Raw genomic sequence first — 18,787 nt, forward strand, 5'->3', positions numbered from 1 at the left:
CGTGCGCCTTAACGTGATCAAGGATTAGTAGTTGCCGATTCCGGCACCCCGAGCATTCAGTCATGAATGCACGTGCCTGAATGCTCGGGGTCACAATCGGATCTGCTCGAAATAATTTCGACCCGGCCACAGAAACCTCTGGCATGCATTCCATTGACCGTCACCACCCCGGCGACTTTGACACCGCACAGAAGCAACGACGCCCGGAATATCCGGAAACCGTTCTGGATCTTTTATTGTTCAGAGCGAAGCATGACACTACGGTCGTCGCTATTCGTGACGGCTGTGGAAGTCAGCTTACCTACGGCCAGTGGGAATCTCACTCCGCGGTAGTACGCGACGCATTACGCGGTGCCGGTGTGGAATCTGGTCAGCATATCGGGCTGATATTTGACCGCAGAGACTGGATAGAGTTCGCCATTGCGTATTTTGGCGTAATGCGCTCCGGTGCCATTCCGGTCTCGATCGAGCATCATCCCGAGCGCATCAGCGCCCGAGTCCGCCATTCCCGGGTCTCCATGTGCCTCATTGGCACTCGGGTGCAACGGACCGACCAGACGTGGCTGCCGCTGGAGGAACTGCTCACGATGTCGGCCGCGCACACTCCGGATGTCGAGCTGAGCGGGGATAGTGTCCTCGACATCGTCTACACGTCAGGCACGGTTGGTGGGCAATACAAAGCCGTTCGGTGCAGGCACTCCGACTGGGTTACAACTGATCGACTCCGGCCGATCCGTCGGAACCAATCATGCGTGCACGCACTCTTTCAAACGCACAGTTCAGCCGGACTACACGGGCTGCTGCTTGGCCATCTGGAGCGCGGCGTCACCAGCATCGCCACCGCCGCACCGATCCTTTATGCTGGCGAGCAGGACGCTCGCCAGGTGGCAGCCGCAATCTCCGAGTTCGGGCCATACGAGGTCATGGCCACTCCGCCATTGCTCGGCAGGATGCTCGATCTCGACCTGATAGACAAGAATTCCTTTTCGACAGTTCGGTACATCAAGGTCGGCGGTTCGCCTCTGCCGGCTCCCATCGGAAGACGAGTCCTTGAGGCATTGCCGAGCGCTCGGATCGTGTCCCTCTACGGAACGACGGAGAGCGCCAAAGCGCTGCTGACGACTTTCTGGGACCAGCACGAAGTGGATGTGCTCGGTGCCCCCGGCGGGATTACATCGGCAAAAGTGGTGGATGACGCGGGGAACGACCTCCCAAGTGGTGAAATCGGCGAGATCTGTGTGAGAGCCGAGGGTGGGTCGGGCAAGCTCGAGTACTTCGAGGACGCGGAAACCACGGAGGCCGTTTTTGAGTCGGGATGGATCCACACTGGTGATCTCGGCTATTGGGACGACCGGCGGCGGATCCGGTTGGTGGGCCGGACGAAAGAGATGCTGATTCTACCGACTGGAATGAAGGTCAACTCCTTTCGGATCGAACAAATTCTACGGGAGTCCCCAGAGATCAAGGATGTGAGCGTCGTCGGCCTTGAGCAACCCGACAAGCCGTATGACCTGATCGCGGCTGCCATAGTGCCGAAAAAGGACGATCTGACGACCTCCGAAGTAAAATCCATATTCGCCGCTCTTGAGCCAGAACTTGTGCCGGGTAGATACATCCTGGTCGATGATCTGCCATTGAATGGCATGGGTAAAGTAATACGACGAGACGTCAAGAAACTCTTCGAGGAGCACTCGATCGGCGCATAGACCTGCGCCGATCGGTCGAACTCCGAACGAGTTGGCTAAACATCAACTACGCAGCCTAACCGGGCGACTTAGAACGGAACTTCGCCTGAGGGGACGACGATGAACGGATATTCCGCGCCCATCCGGGCAAGTATAGATGTCACATACGCGTGTGACCTCCGCTGCATTCATTGCCGGACAAACACCGGCGAGATTCCAATCCACATTCGCAAGCGCATGCTGACGATTGATCAAATCAAGGATGTCATGCGTGATCTGGACGCCATGGGCACCTTCGAGATCACTCTCACCGGTGGCGAGCCGACCATCAGAAAGGGATTCTGGTCACTCATCGACATCGTTGATGAACTGTCCGTATCCACCGTGACCTTGATCACGAACGCGGCAAACATCACCCAGGCGCAGATGGACCAAATCGTTGACAGCGGAATCGGCTCTATCCGTGTCAGCCTGGACGGAACCCGCAAGACCTTCGAGGCCGTACGGCTAGCGGACGCCTACGACCAGGTGCTGGCCAACTCCATCTATCTCAACGAGCGCGTCATGAGCTTCAAGGTCCTCACCACCGTCATGCGGACAAATCTGCACAACGTCTTCGACCTGACGGACGCGCTCCGCCAGGTCGGGATCAGCCGGCAGGACTACATTCTCGTCCGGGCGCACGGCCGCGGCGGCCGGAATCGACTTCTGCTGACCGAACCACAGGTTATGGAACTTAGCGACGCGGTGGCGGAGTTCCGCCGAAGGGTACCGGCCGACGAATTCGACCTGAATCTCAACGCGCCCTACTTGGTGCCAGGCCAGCGGAACAAGGCCAGCGAGGACGTCGTGATGTTCCCCTACATTGTACGTGATAGCAGTATCGCTATCTCGGCCACCGGTGATGTGACCATGAGTCGCCTCTATAGCTCCAAGCCGCTGGGGAACGTGAAGGATAAATCAGTGACGGAGATATGGCGCGAGGCGCAGGCGGCCGTACGCGAAGAGGTTGTCGAGTACTCAGAGGCCGAATTGCGCAACATCTTCTGGGAATTCGCTGCGGCTGACTCGCAGGATGCAGTCCCGCTGAAGCTTTCCGCATTGCTCGATCGACAGATCTTCGAAGGATACGAAGTCCGCTGAGCGTGGGCGAGCCTGCGGCCGGCACCGCAGGCCATCCGTCGGCACCGGTTCTACACGCACCCAGAAATGAGACACCTGGTATGTCCATCACACTGATTACTGGCGGCGCGGGGTTCATCGGCGGCCACTTGGCGCGTGCGCTGACAGCGGCGGGAACGGCCGTCCGGGCGGTGGACGATCTGCGTGTGACACCGCTGATCAAACCGGACAACGGTCTGTTGAGAAAACGTGTCCTGGACTTGACTAGCGACGACTTGCGGGGGGTGGATGTCGTCTATCATCTGGCCTCGGAAAAGAACGTCCCGCTCTCGTTTGAGATGCCGTTGAAATATCTGGAGAACCTTACATCGACGGAGCATCTGCTGCGGCTGTGCGTCGAGGCCAACGTCCGCAGGGTAGTTGTGGCGAGCACCTGCGAGGTATACGGCCGGGCGCGACGGCTGCCGACTGCAGAGAGCGAGCCATTGGCTCCGCTGTCGCCCTACGCGGCATCCAAGGTCGCCATGGAGATGGTCTCCCATATCTATCAGCGTGCCACCGAACTCGGCGGCCGTATCAGTGTCGTGCGGTTGTTCAACGTGTTTGGTCCAGGTGAACGGCCGGACGCGGTGGTGCCGCGATTCTGCGCCGGGGCGCTGGCCGACTCGCGTCTACCCATTGAGGGCGACGGGACCCAGCGGAGGGACTTCTCCTATATCGACGATGTGGTTGACAGGCTGCGCCACATACCGCTCGTGAAATCGGTGCCGTTCCTAAACATCGGCTCCGGCCGGTCCTTCTCCGTTCTGGAGATCGCGGACATACTCAAGGAAATCAGCCCGATGACGACAGTGACTCATTCCAGTGAACGGCCCAACGAAATCCCTGAGTTCCGAGCGGACACCACACTGCTCGACCGCTTGCTTCCGCTCGACAGATCGATGACGGAATTCCGTGAGGGTATGATAAAGACTCTCGAGTGGTGGTCGTCGAACTCCGCTGCCCTGTCCGATGCCATGTGGACCTTGCCCACCAGTCAGGAAGGGCTGCAGGATCTGTTGCAGCCTACGCAGTGATAACTGCTCAGCGTTTCTGAAACATCCGCAAACGGAGTCCCGATCGTGCCCTTCCTAAAACATAGTTTCGACCTGGTCCCACTTCTACTTCGGGCACCCAAGAGGTACATGTGGCCGATCGTCGCCTCGTTTCTGCTGGCTGCTTGCCTCCCCACCTTGTCGGCTCTCAGTACGGGCTGGCTGGTGCAATCGGTCCTTGAGTCGAATCGCAGCAGCTCACACAGCCGTGTCTGGGCTCTGCTGGTAGTATTCGCAGCCGTTACGTTGGCAGGTTGGGCAGCAACCGCCTTGCTGTCTCCACTTACCCTGGCGATCTCCCGCCAGGCCGAAGGGGCAATCCGGGACCGGCTGGCTGTTCTGACTGAGAATCCCCGACTTTTCCCGTACCTAGAGTCGCCAGTTTTCGCCGACGATATTTCTCGGGTCTTGGAGAGCACGGACGGACCCAACAGGTGCTTGGGGCCAGCTGCTATCACCCAGATAGAGAACATATCGAAGATAGTCAGTGCCGTCAGCCTGGCGATCGTGATCGGCCAGGTCTCCCCCGCTCTGGCGACGTCACTGCTCGTCGCGGTGTTCGCAGTCAGGTACAGCTTGGTGAAGGGATTGCGGGCCAGCCTCACTGTGATGGATGAGCACATCGGAGCCAGACGGCGTGGCCGGTATCTATACGACCTTGTCTGTACGGTTGGGCCGGCCAAGGAGATCCGCACATTCGGGCTCGGCGAGTGGATCGTGGATCGTTTCCGCACAGAAATGCATAAATATCATAAGTCTATCTTCACCCTGCACCATGGAATGGCCCGCCGCGAAGCGTGGCTCCTACCCGTTTGTCTGGTGATCTCGACCCTTGCGTTTCTATGGTCCGCACTCGCGGCATTCCATGGTCTGGTCCCCGTGAAGGTGATGACCTCGGCGGTCATGGCCTTTGCCGCCCTATGTACCACGGTTCAGGCTGGACAGGAGCAGGTTTACATCACCCCGGCCAGGCTTGCTCTGCAGGCGCTTTGCCGAATCGAGAGGATGGCGGCCGACGGCGGAGAGCAGGCGGGCGCCGCGACACTGCCTGGCCGAGAGTGCCCTCCACTAATCCGGTTCTCGGGCGTGTGTTTCGGATATGAGCGATCCGCTCCGGTCATCAACGGCCTCGACCTCGAGATCCGGCCGGGCGAAGTTCTTGCGATCGTCGGAGTGAACGGGGCGGGCAAGACAACACTGACCAAGTTGCTAGCCGGTCTCTACCCTCCCCAGGAGGGACAGATCACGGCCGACGGGGTCGATATCGGGACACTCGACACTCGCGATTGGCAGAGTCGGCTGGCGATCGTCTTCCAGGACTTCGTGAAGTATCAGCTCTCGCTCCGGGAGAACATCGCGCTCGCCTCACCGGCACACGCAAATGACGAGGAGATGATCCGCGCCGCAATCCGGGAGGCCGGGGCGAGCGATCTGGTCGACGGATTGCCGAAAGGTTGGGACACACCGCTGTCCCGCTCGCTTGCTGGTGGGATCGACCTGTCCGGCGGTCAATGGCAGAAGGTTGCCATCGCACGGGCATTGTTCGCGGTTCGCGCTGGCGCGTCGGTGCTCGTCCTCGACGAGCCGACTGCCCACCTGGACATTCGAGCGGAACTGGCCTTCTTCTCTCAGGTCATCGCACGGGTGACCGGCATTTCGGTGGTCCTGATCAGCCATCGGCTATCGACTGTGCGCCAAGCAGATCGGATCGTCCTACTCGAGGAAGGACGTGTATCGGAGTCGGGAACTCACGAGGAACTACTTGCGATGAACGGCACCTACAGCGAGATGTTCGAGCTTCAGGCCGCCAGATTCCGGCAGATGGACCCTGCTGGCGGTGGTCGATGACCAGCCCAACTGCGGCTGCACGCCGGCCGCTCATCGAGCGCCTGGGAGTCTTCGGAAACTCCTTGAGCTTGTCTTTCCGGGCCGACCGTCGCGGCAGTGTGGCTCTGTTGGTCGTCATGACTGTAAATGCGGTCGGGACCTCAGTAATCGGTCTGGCGCTCAACCGCCTGGTCGACGCGGTCACTCAGAGGAACCTCACCGGCGTCATCATCGCAGTTATCCTCGGCGCGATCTCCCAAACGCTACTGGAGGTTGGCTTCCGCCTGCAGTTCAGCCTCCGGCTGGAACTGACGGAACGCGTCAACGTCTTGGTTCAGGAGGAAATCGCCCTCACTGCGGCCTCGCTTTCTACGCTCGAACACCTCGAGGATCCGGTCTACCTAGACCGCATTACGACGCTGCGGCAGGACTCGACCTGGCTTGCCGACTGCTGCTGGTCACTGGTGGACACTGTCTCTATCATCGTCCAGATCTGCTTCGCCGTATCACTGCTCGCGCTTCTCTCGCCACCGCTGACCGGATTGCTGATCCTGGCCCTGCCACCGGTGTGGTTCACCCGCCAAGCGCAGCGGGTTGCGCAGAAGGCGACGGACGCCGCTGCCGAGAAGGCACGCTTGTCGTCCCATCTACTCGACACCTGTACGCGCGCTTCCTCGGCGAAGGAGGTGTGTGTCACCTCCGCGTCACCGGCCCTGCGCACGATCGCGACCGAGGCGTGGAACGATTCGACATCCGTACGAGTCCGCGGCGAGTTCTACTCCGCCCTCCTCAACCTCTGCGGGTTTCTTATCTTCACGGCTGGCTTTCTGGCCGCCCTCGCCTACGCCGTTGAGGATGCGCTCAACGGCCATGGCAGTGCTGGCGGGGTCATCCTGGTCATCACTTTGGCGGGTCGGCTGCAGGGCCAGGTCGGCCACGGGGTGTGGCTGATCGGTAAACTCATGAAGTCAGTGCTGGTTGCCGACCGTTACCTCTGGCTGCGGGACCTGCGTTCGGCAGGCACTGATAAGGGGCACCCGGCGCCGAAGCGGATCGAACGCGGCATCAGGCTGCGCGACGTGGACTTCCGATACCCGGGGACCACCGAGTACGTGCTCAAGCAGGTCAACCTTGAGCTTCCTGCCGGAAGCGTGGTGGCAGTGGTCGGCGAGAACGGGGCCGGCAAGTCCACGCTCGTCAAGCTCCTGGGCAAGTTTTACGAGCCAACCTCGGGGTCCGTGTTGGTCGATGACCAAAAGCTGGCCAGCATCGACACCCTCCAGTGGCGGGCTAGCCTCAGCGCCGCCTTCCAGGATCACACTCGATTCGAGTTCCAGGTCCGGGAGAGCGTGGGTATCGGTGACCTCAGCAGGATTGATGACGAGGATGCCGTCCTGCGCGCGCTGCGCGGCGCCGGGGCGCTGAGCCTGGTGTCGAAGCTGGAACAAGGGATCGGGACCCGGCTCGGGCGTACGTTCGGCGGCATCGACCTGTCGCTGGGCCAGTGGCAGCGGCTGGCACTGGCCCGTGCCACCATGCGCACCACTCCGCTGCTCCTCATCCTGGACGAACCCACCGCGTCCCTGGACGCACGGACCGAGCAGGCCCAGTACGAACATTTCGCTGCGTTGGCCCGGGAAAGTGGGAAGCGAACCGGAGCGATCACCTTGTTGGTCTCCCACCGGTTCTCCACCGTCCAGATGGCGGATCTAATCGTGGTCGTCAATGACCACGGGATCTCCGAAACTGGTACCCACGCCGAATTGCTCGCTGCCGGCGGCCTCTACAGCGAGATGTTCCGTTCCCAGGCGCGAGCCTATGCCTGACGACGTCCCACGAGCACGACTTGGAGGGGAGGTGCGATGGAATTCCTCCGCATTGCCGCGAGCGATCGAGTCGCTGTCGTGCATCCAGATGGTTCTGCAGTCACCTATCGAGAACTACTCCGCTCTGCGGACCAGGCCGGCAGGCTGTTGCCTCACCGCCGAAAGGCACTCGTAGCTTTGTTCGGCGACCGAGAACCGGGAACACTAGTAACCTACGTGGCGGCGCTGCGTCAGGGGCACGCCGTCGGGTGGTTCGGCTCGGTCCCTGACCCTGCCCAGCGCGTCGCCCTGGTCCGACGTTTCCGTCCCGACGTGATCGTGGCCCCACCGCACCAGTTGGCAGATTCCGTCCCCGGGTCGACGTACCGTCCGGTGGGAAGTGCCTTTCTCGGAGTCGCGGTCGCACGGCAGGTCGGAGGCCCGAGGCCCGACGTTCACCCGGACACCAGCGTCCTGCTCATGACATCGGGAAGCATGAGCTCTGGCCGGGCGGTCCGGCTATCCGGCGCTGCGATCGCCGCCAACTCGCGCGCGATTGCCGAAGCGCTGGATATCCGCCCTAACAGTCGCGCGGCGACCGCGCTTCCACTCTTCTATTCCTATGGTCTATCGGTCATCAACAGCCACTTCGCCATGGGCGCCAGTGTGCTCCTGACGGATGCTCCGGCAAGCGGGACCAGGTTCTGGCGTGAGTTCGCGGCAGCCGGGTGCACGATCTTCCCGGCCGTGCCTCTGCATCTGCAGTGGCTGACGCGTACCCGGCGGGCCTGGAACCTCGTTCCCACGCTCCGGGCTGTCACCGTCTCGGGCGCACGAACCAGCGCCACCCTCGCGAAGAGCATTCACGAGCAGGCGGAGCGGATCGGCTTCCAGTTCTTCAAGATGTACGGGCAGACCGAGGCCACCGCCCGAATCAGTGTGCTGCAGCATGAGGATCTTCCCGCCCGACCAGATTCGGTTGGACGCGTGGTTCCGGGAAGCACCGTGGTGATCGAAGGCGACGACGGCGGACAGGTCCCGGACGGGACGGAAGGCCACATCATCTACCGGGGGCCCAACGCGATGCAGGGTTACGCCGATTCGGCGGCGGATCTCTCGCGCCCGGATGAGATGGCCGGAACGGTCGACACCCGGGACCTCGGCTTCATGGCAGACGGATTCCTGCATGTAACTGGCCGGACCGGCAGGTTCGTCAAACCCGGTGGCCGGCGACTGGAACTGGATGTCGTGGAGGAGCTGTTTTCCGAAGTCGCCTCTTCGGCCGTGGTAGGGACCGACGACGAACGGGCACATGTTTTCGTCGAAGGTGGGCCGTTGCCGGCGATCGAGGAGGTGAGGTCCGGGATCCTGCGGCAAGGCCGAGTAGGTCCGGACGACCTACGGATCCACTTCGTCGCCAGCTTGCCGCGAAGGCTGAACGGAAAAGTTGATTACCGCGCGCTGTACGAAACAGCCATGGCCCAAGGCCCAGACAAGGCGGAATTCTAGATGACACACAAGTCAGCTCTCCCGGAGACTCCTGCTATCGCGGCAGCTGTCGACGAACACCCCGAGATTGTCGAATTCCGCTACGTTGACGATATCCCGGGCGCAAATCCCATGGTCGTGGCGAAGACGACCGGCTTTCTCGGTGGTTCTGAGTTGCGGCGTTACTGCCGTGAACGCGGTGGCTCAGCCGAATTCGATGTCCTCGTTGTGGACGAGATGCCCAAGCCCGATATTTCCGCCGCAGACCTGCGCTCGCTGGCCGAGCAGGCTCAGGAGGGGGCGTTCTCCGCCTTCGCCACACCGCAAGGACCGGTCGAGACCGCGCTGGTCGAGATGTGGGAACGGCTCTTGGAGTTCGCTCCGATCAGTGTGCTGGACGACTTCGTGGAACTGGGCGGTGACTCGCTGATCGCGCTTGAGGTCGCAGTGGAGATCTCTCAGACCTGGGGAAGGAATCTCAGCCTAGTCGACCTGATCGACGCCTCGTCCATCCGCCGACTCGCCCGAATCCTAGATACAACCACTGACGGCAGCCGATGAACGACAGCCATCGGATGTGCAACTTCCGCGACGTCGGACCGCTCACTCGGGCGGACGGAAGTACCCTGCCGGCGGGGTGGCTCTTCCGATCGGACGCTCCGTCCGCTGACTCAACGTCCGATCTCGAGCACCTGCGGACTTTCGGCATCACCACGATCGTCGACCTGCGATCAGATGGGGAAGATCCGGTCCGCCCGGTGGGAATCGCATCGTCGTATGCCTACGTGCAGGCCGGCATCGACCCGGTCGACTGGGCGGACGAGGCTCTGGGGCACGACGACATGGCGACATTTCTTTCCGAACGCTACCTTGCCATCGCTGATCGATGCCTGCTGGACGACAGTCCAATGGGCCGGGCGCTGACCGTGCTCATTGCTCCCCCGGACGAACCGCGGATCGTCTGGTGTGCCGGCGGCAAGGACCGGACAGGCATCGTCATGGCCATCGCGCTACGACTGCTGAAAGTGACGGACGACGCGATCCAGGCGGACTATGCATGTAGCTCGGCCGCCGCAGCTGAGCTGCGCCGCAGGGCGAGGACGGCGTCCCCATCGGTCGCGCTTTCCGGACCGACCTCAGCGTCCGGGGCTGCAGGGTCAGCCGTAGAGCGTCGCGCAGCACTTCGGCAGAGCGTTGCGGCCTTTCCTGGGGGAGTCGGCCGTTTTTCAAACCCGGCCCCGCCGCAGGCTGTGACGCGCTTTCTACACGGCCTCTGCGAGCGTTACGGCACGGTAGAGCGTTACGCGGAGCTGACCGGTGTCGATCTGCGAACGGTTCATGCGACGAACCAGATCTTGTCCTCGAGGCCCGTTCGGCCGCCGCTCACGCCGACCGCGTGGAACCCCGATTTGCAGAAGGAGTTGGGAGAATGAAGATTCTCGTCTCGATATCCGATCAGGTGTGGGGTGGCAAGCACCGGTACATGGTTGACGCTATAACCGGCATGCTCGCCGACGGCCATCGGGTACTGCCCGTGGTTGAGGAGGGCGGGAAGGTCGTCGCGGAGCTGGAGCGGCGAGGTTTGCCGTGCATCGCAGTCCCCCCATTCGCCACTGACCCGGCGGCGGCCGCTGCTGCCCTTGCCCCCATACTGTCGGCTCCTGGGGAGATCGACGTAGTGTGCGTGACCGGTCGGCACGATGCCGCAGCGGTGCGCCAAGCGCTGTCGGAGGGTGATGCCGACCCGATGGTTGTCTTCTATCGCCACTCCGCCTTCCCCCTTGACGACGACGGGGACGCCCAGCGCCTCCTGCGACGCGCCGATCTGGTGATTAGTACGTCCTGGGAACAGGCGGACCGACAGTTTGGCAGCTCCGCCAAGCTAAGCGGCGATGTCGTGGTCATCCCGAGCGCAGTGGAGCGAGAGTTCATTGATCTGGTTGCCGGTCTGGACGCCCGGTCCGTTCGCTCGGACCTGTCCATCGGCGAGGACACCTTTGTGTTCACCGTCCCCGCCAGGCTCTCTTGGGAGAAAGGGGTCGACCGGGTCGTCCGGGCGATGCCGAAGGTAGGCGACCCGACCGAGGAGGCCGTACTGCTCGTCGTCGGCGACGGACCGGAGCGCTCCAAGCTCGAGGAACTCGTGACCGAATTGGACCTGTCCGACCGGGTCATCTTCACCGGGCATGTCACGGATATGGCGCCGATCCTGGCGGCAAGTGATGCGGTTGTCCTCGCCAGTATCGTGCCGGAGACCGGCCCTCTGGCGTTGAAGGAAGCGATGGGCGCCGGGAAGCCAGTCGTCGCCTCGCGGACCGGCGGGATACCGGAGTTCATCACCAATGGCGTCAGCGGGCTTCTCGTTGAGGACGACGACGAGTTGGTTCACGCCATGAACATGCTGTTGGCCGACCCGGCACGATCCGGGCAGCTCGGGCGGCATGCCCAGGAGGCAATCCTCTGCGGGCACCTCCAGGAACACCGTAGGTGTCACTTGATGCGTTGCCTGGACCGTCAGGCCATAAGGTCGCTACCTCTGGAGAACATACTGCCGGAACTGCGCTGGTCCGACGTGCGGGTGCGTCGGGAGAAGGAGACCGGCTTCGTCTTCGTTCCAGCCACCTCGCAGATATCAGAGCTCTCGTTGTCCTGCTACCGATCCGTCGAGGCGGCCGTAGCAGCCGACAACCCTATGGCCCTCCTGGACTTGACTGCCGACCAGGTCCGCGACGTCACAGGGCTGCTCTACGACATGGGCGCGCTGGTCCCGAATCGTGAGGGAGCGAGGCTCTGATGCGTGTCCTGGTAACCGGCGGGGCCGGATACATCGGTTCCTTCCTCGTACGATGGCTGCTGGCCCAGGGACATACGGTGCGGGTGCTGGACAATCTGAGCACAGGACGACGCGAAGCCATACCCGATGTCCCAGTCGACGTGTTTGACGTGCGCGACTCCGATGCCGTATCCGCGATCACGCGAAACTTCGCCCCGGAAGCCATCATCCACCTGGCGGGCGTCAAGTCCTCCGCGGAATCGGTTCAGCGCCCCCATGTGTACTACGACATCAACGTCACTGGCACTGCGGTGTTGTTGAGGGCTGCGGTCCTGCACGGCGTCGAGCGTTTCGTCTTCTCGTCGTCGTGCGCTGTGTACGGCAGCCCGCAAGTGTGCCCGGTCGACGAACGCACCGCTCCCCGCCCCCAGAGCCCGTACGGCGACACGAAACTAGCGTGCGAGCGAATGCTGGACTGGCACGCCCGGGTGAGTGGCATGCGCTTCGCCAGTCTCCGGTACTTCAACGTGGCCGGCGCTGCGGAGGACGGTTCTCTGGGCCAATTCACCGGCCCGGAAACCGTCCAGCTTGTTCCGTTGGCAATCAAGGCGGCCCTGGGCGGCAAGCCCCTACAGATCTTCGGCGGAGACTACCCGACGAAGGACGGTACAGCCGTTCGGGACTACATCCACGTCGAAGACCTCGCGGCGGCACACGTGCGGGTGCTCGAGAGATTGGACACCTCGGAGGTGAGCGGTGTGTACAACCTGGGCACCGGTCAGCCTGCAAGCGTGCAGGAGATCGTGACGGCCGTCGAGGAGGCAGCTGGCCGGCCCGTTCCGCACACCATGACATGCCGTCGTGCCGGCGACCCGGCGGTCTCGTGGGCTGACGCGGCACAGGCACGCCAGGTATTCGACTGGGCTCCTAAACGGGACTTGCGCGACATCGTCTCCTCCTCCTGGCTCTGGCACACCTCAAGCGCGCGGAGCAATGGATGATGGAGCTATTGGTGATCAGGCACGCGCATGATCTGCACGAGAGGTCGGGCGACCGGCGGCTGTCGCCAGCCGGGCGCTCACAGGCCATCGCGCTCGCCAAATCGCTAGCCGACGCGGGCGTCACCGAACTCTGGTCATCGACCAGCACCCGGGCCGTTCAGACGGCGTCGGAAATCGCCAGCACCATTCGACTGCAGCTACGGACGGATCCACGCCTGGACGAAATCCGAACTGCTCGCCCGGACGACCCCGACGTTCCTCCGCCCCGCGAACGTGCCGCGGGGCGAACGTTCGCCTACGGGACCGAGGACTGGACGGCTTTCCTCACCCGGGTCTCGGCGTTCGTCAGTGAACTGCTTCCGGCTCGCCACGCGCACCACCGGGCGGCGGCGGTTACGCACAGCGGCGTGTTCGACGCAATCCACGAGGCACTCACCGGCGCGGGCCGGCGTATCGAACTCGAGGTCGCCCACACCGGCGTGAGCGTGTGGCGTCACCGTCCCGGTTCACCGGCCGGAGCTTGGCTGCTGCGCTGCCACAACGACACTGGCCACCTGGCCACCGGACTCCTCTCCGACGGCACCGCCTGCAACGGACGGAAACTTCCATGACAGCAAGCCCACGGCTCGTGGTGCTATGTATCGACGGTGGCCTGCCGGGCACTGTGGCCACCTGGAACTTCTTCTCGCCACACCGACGGCTGCCAGGAGTACCCGACAGTGGTGCGAGAGCGCTGCGTTCCATCTTTCCCTCCTCCACTGCACCAGCCCATGCCTCGTTCCTTACCGGTACCCACCCGGACGTGCACGGCATCGTCGGGAACCGGTTCTGGACCGACGAGTCAGTGAAAGAGATCCGGGACCGCGCCAGCAACCCAGTGTTGACCCTGCACCCATACGAGACCGATTCTCTGCGTGCTCCCTCCCTGCTGGAGTGGTTCGCGGACCAGGGCCTGCGCAGCGCTGCGGTTCACTTCCCGCATACCTTCTCCAGGCACCGGCCAGTGCCGGCGGTCTCAAGCCTGTACTGCCTGTACGCACCGAGCCGGTCGGTGCAAGGGTCGGTCACCGGAAACGGCTCCGCCTTCACCACGCCGCTGGCCTACTTCGACGAGACAGTCGAACTCACTGTCCGGATGCCAACCAGCCATTACGAGCGAGCGCTGTCGGCGTCACTCGGCCATGGCGGCACGGAGATCGCGATACCGCTGGACGGCAGCGCGGTCCGGATGGAGGCAACCATTCGGTCGGGGCATCTGTCACTGTCGATCGCCTGCACGAGCATCGACGACGGGCGGGTGGACCTGAAGATCGGCACCGCCGTGCTCACGTTGTCTTTCGGCGCCATCGCCACTCGGAAAGGTCACGGTGAATCCGGACCGGGGCCCGCTTCGCTCACGTCGGAGTACACCGCCAATCCCGATCACGACTTCCACGAGGCGCCGAACGCCGAATGGATCTGCCGCACCGCGCTCGACGTCATCGCCAATGACGAGCCTGATGTCCTGTTCCTGCGGTTCAACCAGGCCGATCACGCCCAGGAGCTCCTCTATTGGCACGCAGCACGCGCCAACCGTAAAGAGGCGGCTCTGGCCCGCGACCAGATCCTGGGCGTCTACCAGACCATTGATGCGTATGTCAGTCAGATCATGCGGGCGGTAGGGCCGAAAGCCGACTACGTACTGTTCTCCGATCACGGCATCGACTACGTCGAGACCCAGCTACATCCCAACTCCGTACTTCGGGAACTCGACCTTGCCGGAAAGATGATCTTTCAAGGGGACAGTAATATCGCATATCTCTACGCGGACGAGCCGTTGCGAGCCCCGGACCGAGACCGGATCCTGGCGGCGCTCTCTGCCGCCGACCCGACCGTCCGGCCAGCCAGCTCGTCGGCACGCGTGCGGCTGCCGCTGGCCAGCGGGCGCACCGGTGAACTGGCGATCGTCTGCGGCCCCCACCGGGAGTTTGACTACGCGGAGTCGGGTTCGCCCCGGCTGGCGGTCCGTTCCGCATCGCATGGCCATGTCCCCACCGATCCCGCCATGAACGGCTTCTTCCGCATGTTCGGCCCGGGAACCGACGGCCTCGACGCGCCGGATGCCCTGACCGGCGCAGCGGATCTGATCAAGCGCCTTTGGCTGCGGCGGTGGGGACCGGCGCGATAGCCGGCATCGACTCCTCGCGCCCAGCCGCTGCACCAAACACGCCCCCTCTCTGTAACACGGGAAGCGACATGCGTTCACTCTTGGACACTCTCATTCTCGCCGACGGCGAGACCGCGCCGACACGGACCGAGCTGAGCCTCACCGACATGAGCAGGTTTCGGTTGCCAGAACAGGTAGCGCTCAGCCCTGACGGGTCGCTGTGCGCGATCACGGTGCGCCGGATCGATGAGGCCCGTGACAAATGGGCGACCTGTCTCATGGTCGTAGACCTCTCCTCGCCGTCCGATGAGCCGAAGACCCTGATAGTCGTGGATAGCGCCGACTCACCCAACTGGTCCCCTGACGGCCAGCGCCTCTCGTTTCTGTCGACGCCAGGGGACCGCTCGGGACCCGGCCGGGCGATCTACGTCTGGAGCGCCCGTGATGGCGTCGTCCAGCTCACCGAAGGCCTGACCGCGCCGGCTTCGCTTACCTGGGCACCCGATGGCTCGGCACTTGGTCTTGTCGCGGCCTTCCCGGACGCCACAGCCGAGGGACGGCGCGATCGTACCGCTCCCACCGTGGTCCGTGATTTCGGATACAAAATGGATGGTGTTGGGATACTCCCGTCGGCCCGCCGCCAGTTGGCGGTCGTGGACCCGCTCAGCGGGGATGTACGAGTTCTGACGAACGCCGACTTCGATGTCCAGGCGCCCTCCTGGTCGACCGACAGTCGGACGATCGTCTACGCCCGGGTCGTCCGGCAACCGCGTGGCTCGGTCATCACATCCGATCTGTTCGACATCGACACCGTCACCGGTTCCGGTGCCCGCATAGGCGCTTGGGGCGGAACGGTTCACTGGACAGGGCGCGACCCCGACGGGTTTGTCGTCTTCGCCGGTCACGTACGTCCGGGTCCCAGCCAGCCTGGAAGCCTCTATCGGCTCCGCCCGGGGGATCTGGAGCCTAGCGATCTACTCGCCGGATTCGACCGGCGGGTCATGGCCTCGGCGCGCGGAACCACGCCTGGAGCGATCTTCATCTCCGGCGATCGGGCTCTATTCTGCGCCCGCGAGAGGGGCTGCACCTGGGTATTCGCGTTGTCTCTCACTGCCGGAACCGTGACGCCCTGGCTTTCGGGCGACTCCCTCGTGGTCCAGAGCATGGACCACTCACCCGCCGCAGGCCGGCTCGCCTTGGTCCTCAGCGACGCACAATCCGCCGGTGAGGTGTACATCGTCGATGAGGGAGATCAGCGGCAGCGAGCCGTCACCCGTTTCAACCGTTGGACGGATAACTGCAAAGTCACCGAGCCCGAGGACTTCCACGCCTTGCTGTCCACAGGCGCCCGGGTGCACGGGTATCTGCTGCGCGGCCGACCGGCCGGAACACCCGGGCCTACGCTGATCGACATCCATGGCGGACCGGACAATGTCTGGCGGCCGTCTCTCTCTCCTTACTACCTGTACCGGCAACTGCTGACGCACCGCGGCTGGAACGTCCTGCTGCTCAACCCGCGTGGCAGCGACGGGTACGGAGCTGATTTCATCAAGGAGCCGCTGGGGCGGCTCGGGTGGAGCGAGGAGGAGGACTTCACTGCGGCCGTCGACGCCTTGGTACGCGACGGCTCGGCTGACGAGGGCAAAATAGCCGTCATGGGGGCGAGTCACGGCGGATTCATGACGAACTGGCTCACCGCCCGCACAGACCGATTCGCCACCGGAATCAGCGTGGCCGGTGTGTGTGACTGGATGAGCCTGTACGGCACGTCATCGCTCGGCGACATCTCCGTACCGATCCTGCTGTCCGGAACCCCTGACGTCGCTTTCGACCGGTACGCCTCCAGTTCACCACTAGCCTATGTCGCTGGTGTGACCGCGCCAACTCTGCTGATCCACGGGGAGGACGACCTCATGAACCCGATCGGGCAGAGCGAGCAGTGGTTCACCGCTTTGCGTCGCATGGACCGCGAGGTGGAGTTCGTCCGCTACCCATCTGCCGGCCACCTGTTCATGTACAACGGCGCCGTCAGCCAGCAGAAGGACTACTCACGTCGCATTGTCCACTGGCTGATCGAGCACGTGGAGAACACCGCCGTCGGCTGTCGCGCCGCCTGTGACGGCAGATGTGTGACAGAGCGAGGAGCCATCACTGGCACCGTTGCAGCGACAGACGAGGAGGCTGATCAATGAACACCTTTGACCAACAATCGCTCTGTGATGTCGTCCAAGAGCGCGCCGAGCGTGATCCCCATGGGCTCGCGCTCGTCGAACTGCGCGACGAACATGACCTGTGTCTTAGCTGGGGCCAACTGGCTGAACAGGCCGATCGCGCGGCCACGACGCTCCTCGACCTAGGCGTGCGGCCTGGCGAAAGCGTCATGGTCCAACTGCCCAACTCCATCGACTTCGTGGTCATGTCCTTGGCGACACTGCGGATCGGCGCCGTTTGCTGTCCGGTGCTGCCCATCCTCGGACAGCGCGAACTCGTTTACGTGCTGGAACGCTCCCGGGCGCGGGTGCTGGTGACTCCAGCCGACTTTCGCGGTCGCCAACACGCCAGGGAGGCGCTCGAACTCGCGGCCGCCGGCCGGACGGCGCACCTACGTCACCTGCTGGTCACCGGGGGAACCGCCTCTCTGACCGACGAGAGGTGTGGCATCCGGCAAGTCCCGCGTCTCGGCGTCCACGACTTGGCCGCACGGATCGCCGCCACGCCCGCCGGGCCACTCACCGGCGTGGGCGAGCGCTCTCTTCATGATGTCGCCCATCTCCTGTTCACCTCCGGCACCACCGGAGAGCCCAAAGGCGTGCCGCACCGCATGCGCACCTTGAACCAGGCGGTCTCCCTGATGAGTCGCCGGGTCGGACTGACCGCAGACGACCGGGTGCACATCGCCTCACCCATGGCCCATCACAGCGGATTCCTCTACGGCATGTGGCTCTCCCTCCTGTTGGGCTGTGTACAGGTGATCCAGCCGGTCTGGAACGCGCCGCTTGCGCTGCGGGCGTTCGCACAGTGGCGGGGAACCTTCATGCAGGGCGCCGCGCCGTTCCTGCTTGACATGGTGACTGCGGTACACAACGCTCAGCCGGCTCCACACTCATTGCGGACCTTCGTCGTCACCGGTGCTGCGGTTCCACGTCGACTCGCGGCCGAGGCTCGCGATGTGCTGGGGGCACGGATATGCGCCGCCTGGGGCAGTACCGAGACTTGCATGGCAACCTTATCGGCCCCGCAGGACGACCTTGGAACGGTGGCGGATGGACGTCCCCTGGACGGCGTTCGCGTCCGAGCGGTCGACGAGGGAGGCATCGACGTCGGCACGGGACGCGAAGGCCTGCTAGAGGTGACGGGCCCGTTCGTCTTCGACGGATATCTCGACCGGGACGACCTGACCGCGGAGGCCTTCACCGCAGATGGGTGGTATCGGTCCGGCGATCTGGCGGTCATCGAGCCCTCCGGTTGCGTGCGAATAACCGGCCGAGTCAAGGATGTCGTCAATCGCGGCGGCGAGAAAATTCCCGTCGGCGAGATCGAGCAAATCTTGCTCGCCCATCCAGCCATACGGGACGCAGCTATCGTTGCGATGCCTGATCTGCGGCTCGGTGAGCGCGCCTGCCTTTTCGCGGTGACGCATCCTGGCCGAGTTATTAAATTGGAAGACGTTCAAAGTCACCTGGCTACCCATATGGTCACAAAAAGCTTCTGGCCCGAACACATCGAGTTCATCGACGAATTGCCGAGGAATCCGGCTGGAAAAATCCAGAAATACCTGCTACGCGAGATCGCCCGCGGCGTGGCTGCATCGGCATGACGGCCGAACGGATCACCGGCGATTCGGTA

Annotated in this window: 14 protein-coding genes; all 14 read left to right on the forward strand. The window is 63.3% G+C overall.

Going from position 1 to position 18,787, the window contains the following annotated elements:
- Nucleotides 1-143 precede the first annotated feature (143 nt).
- The 14 genes from BOQ63_RS02090 (at nucleotide 144) to BOQ63_RS02155 (ending at nucleotide 18,758) form a co-directional block, all read left to right on the forward strand.
- On the forward strand, nucleotides 144-1,706 hold the full coding sequence (locus tag BOQ63_RS02090) for a class I adenylate-forming enzyme family protein (protein ID WP_167395637.1): 1,563 nt from the start codon (nucleotides 144-146) through the stop codon (nucleotides 1,704-1,706).
- 99 nt (nucleotides 1,707-1,805) lie between these two features.
- Complete coding sequence (locus tag BOQ63_RS02095; RefSeq protein ID WP_072653227.1) at nucleotides 1,806-2,828, forward strand: radical SAM/SPASM domain-containing protein; 1,023 nt, start codon at nucleotides 1,806-1,808, stop codon at nucleotides 2,826-2,828.
- A gap of 80 nt (nucleotides 2,829-2,908) precedes the next feature.
- Nucleotides 2,909-3,883, forward strand: coding sequence for an NAD-dependent epimerase/dehydratase family protein (locus BOQ63_RS02100; RefSeq protein WP_072653228.1), 975 nt, complete (start codon nucleotides 2,909-2,911; stop codon nucleotides 3,881-3,883).
- Between the two features lie 525 nt (nucleotides 3,884-4,408).
- On the forward strand, nucleotides 4,409-5,749 hold the full coding sequence (locus tag BOQ63_RS02105) for an ABC transporter ATP-binding protein (RefSeq protein ID WP_167395638.1): 1,341 nt from the start codon (nucleotides 4,409-4,411) through the stop codon (nucleotides 5,747-5,749).
- The gene (locus tag BOQ63_RS02110) at nucleotides 5,746-7,554 is read left to right on the forward strand and encodes an ABC transporter ATP-binding protein (RefSeq protein ID WP_072653230.1); all 1,809 of its coding nucleotides are present in this window, start codon (nucleotides 5,746-5,748) and stop codon (nucleotides 7,552-7,554) included. Before BOQ63_RS02105 ends, BOQ63_RS02110 begins: the two co-directional genes overlap by 4 nt.
- 36 nt (nucleotides 7,555-7,590) lie before the next feature.
- Nucleotides 7,591-9,042 carry an AMP-binding protein gene (locus tag BOQ63_RS02115; RefSeq protein ID WP_072653231.1) on the forward strand — a complete coding sequence of 484 codons (1,452 nt, stop codon included), beginning with the start codon at nucleotides 7,591-7,593 and terminating at the stop codon, nucleotides 9,040-9,042.
- Nucleotides 9,043-9,582: a phosphopantetheine-binding protein gene (locus BOQ63_RS02120; protein ID WP_072653232.1), complete on the forward strand. Its 540-nt coding sequence runs from the start codon at nucleotides 9,043-9,045 to the stop codon at nucleotides 9,580-9,582. It abuts the gene before it with no gap.
- Nucleotides 9,579-10,454 (forward strand): tyrosine-protein phosphatase, encoded by an 876-nt coding sequence (locus BOQ63_RS02125; protein WP_079183354.1) that lies wholly within the window; start codon nucleotides 9,579-9,581, stop codon nucleotides 10,452-10,454. The genes BOQ63_RS02120 and BOQ63_RS02125 overlap by 4 nt, the downstream gene beginning before the upstream one ends.
- On the forward strand, nucleotides 10,451-11,815 hold the full coding sequence (locus tag BOQ63_RS02130) for a glycosyltransferase family 4 protein (RefSeq protein ID WP_072653234.1): 1,365 nt from the start codon (nucleotides 10,451-10,453) through the stop codon (nucleotides 11,813-11,815). The genes BOQ63_RS02125 and BOQ63_RS02130 overlap by 4 nt, the downstream gene beginning before the upstream one ends.
- A complete protein-coding gene (galE, locus tag BOQ63_RS02135; protein WP_072653235.1) occupies nucleotides 11,815-12,795 on the forward strand; it encodes a UDP-glucose 4-epimerase GalE in 981 nt (326 codons plus the stop codon). Before BOQ63_RS02130 ends, galE begins: the two co-directional genes overlap by 1 nt.
- Nucleotides 12,792-13,406, forward strand: coding sequence for a histidine phosphatase family protein (locus tag BOQ63_RS02140; protein WP_072653236.1), 615 nt, complete (start codon nucleotides 12,792-12,794; stop codon nucleotides 13,404-13,406). Before galE ends, BOQ63_RS02140 begins: the two co-directional genes overlap by 4 nt.
- Nucleotides 13,403-14,962, forward strand: coding sequence for an alkaline phosphatase family protein (locus tag BOQ63_RS02145; RefSeq protein WP_072653237.1), 1,560 nt, complete (start codon nucleotides 13,403-13,405; stop codon nucleotides 14,960-14,962). The genes BOQ63_RS02140 and BOQ63_RS02145 overlap by 4 nt, the downstream gene beginning before the upstream one ends.
- An 80-nt stretch (nucleotides 14,963-15,042) precedes the next feature.
- Complete coding sequence (locus tag BOQ63_RS02150; RefSeq protein ID WP_167395639.1) at nucleotides 15,043-17,133, forward strand: S9 family peptidase; 2,091 nt, start codon at nucleotides 15,043-15,045, stop codon at nucleotides 17,131-17,133.
- Nucleotides 17,130-18,758, forward strand: coding sequence for an AMP-binding protein (locus BOQ63_RS02155; RefSeq protein ID WP_072653239.1), 1,629 nt, complete (start codon nucleotides 17,130-17,132; stop codon nucleotides 18,756-18,758). Before BOQ63_RS02150 ends, BOQ63_RS02155 begins: the two co-directional genes overlap by 4 nt.
- The last annotated feature ends 29 nt before the right edge of the window (nucleotides 18,759-18,787 follow it).

The organism is Streptomyces viridifaciens (assembly GCF_001888885.2).
Classification (GTDB): domain Bacteria; phylum Actinomycetota; class Actinomycetes; order Streptomycetales; family Streptomycetaceae; genus Kitasatospora; species Kitasatospora aureofaciens.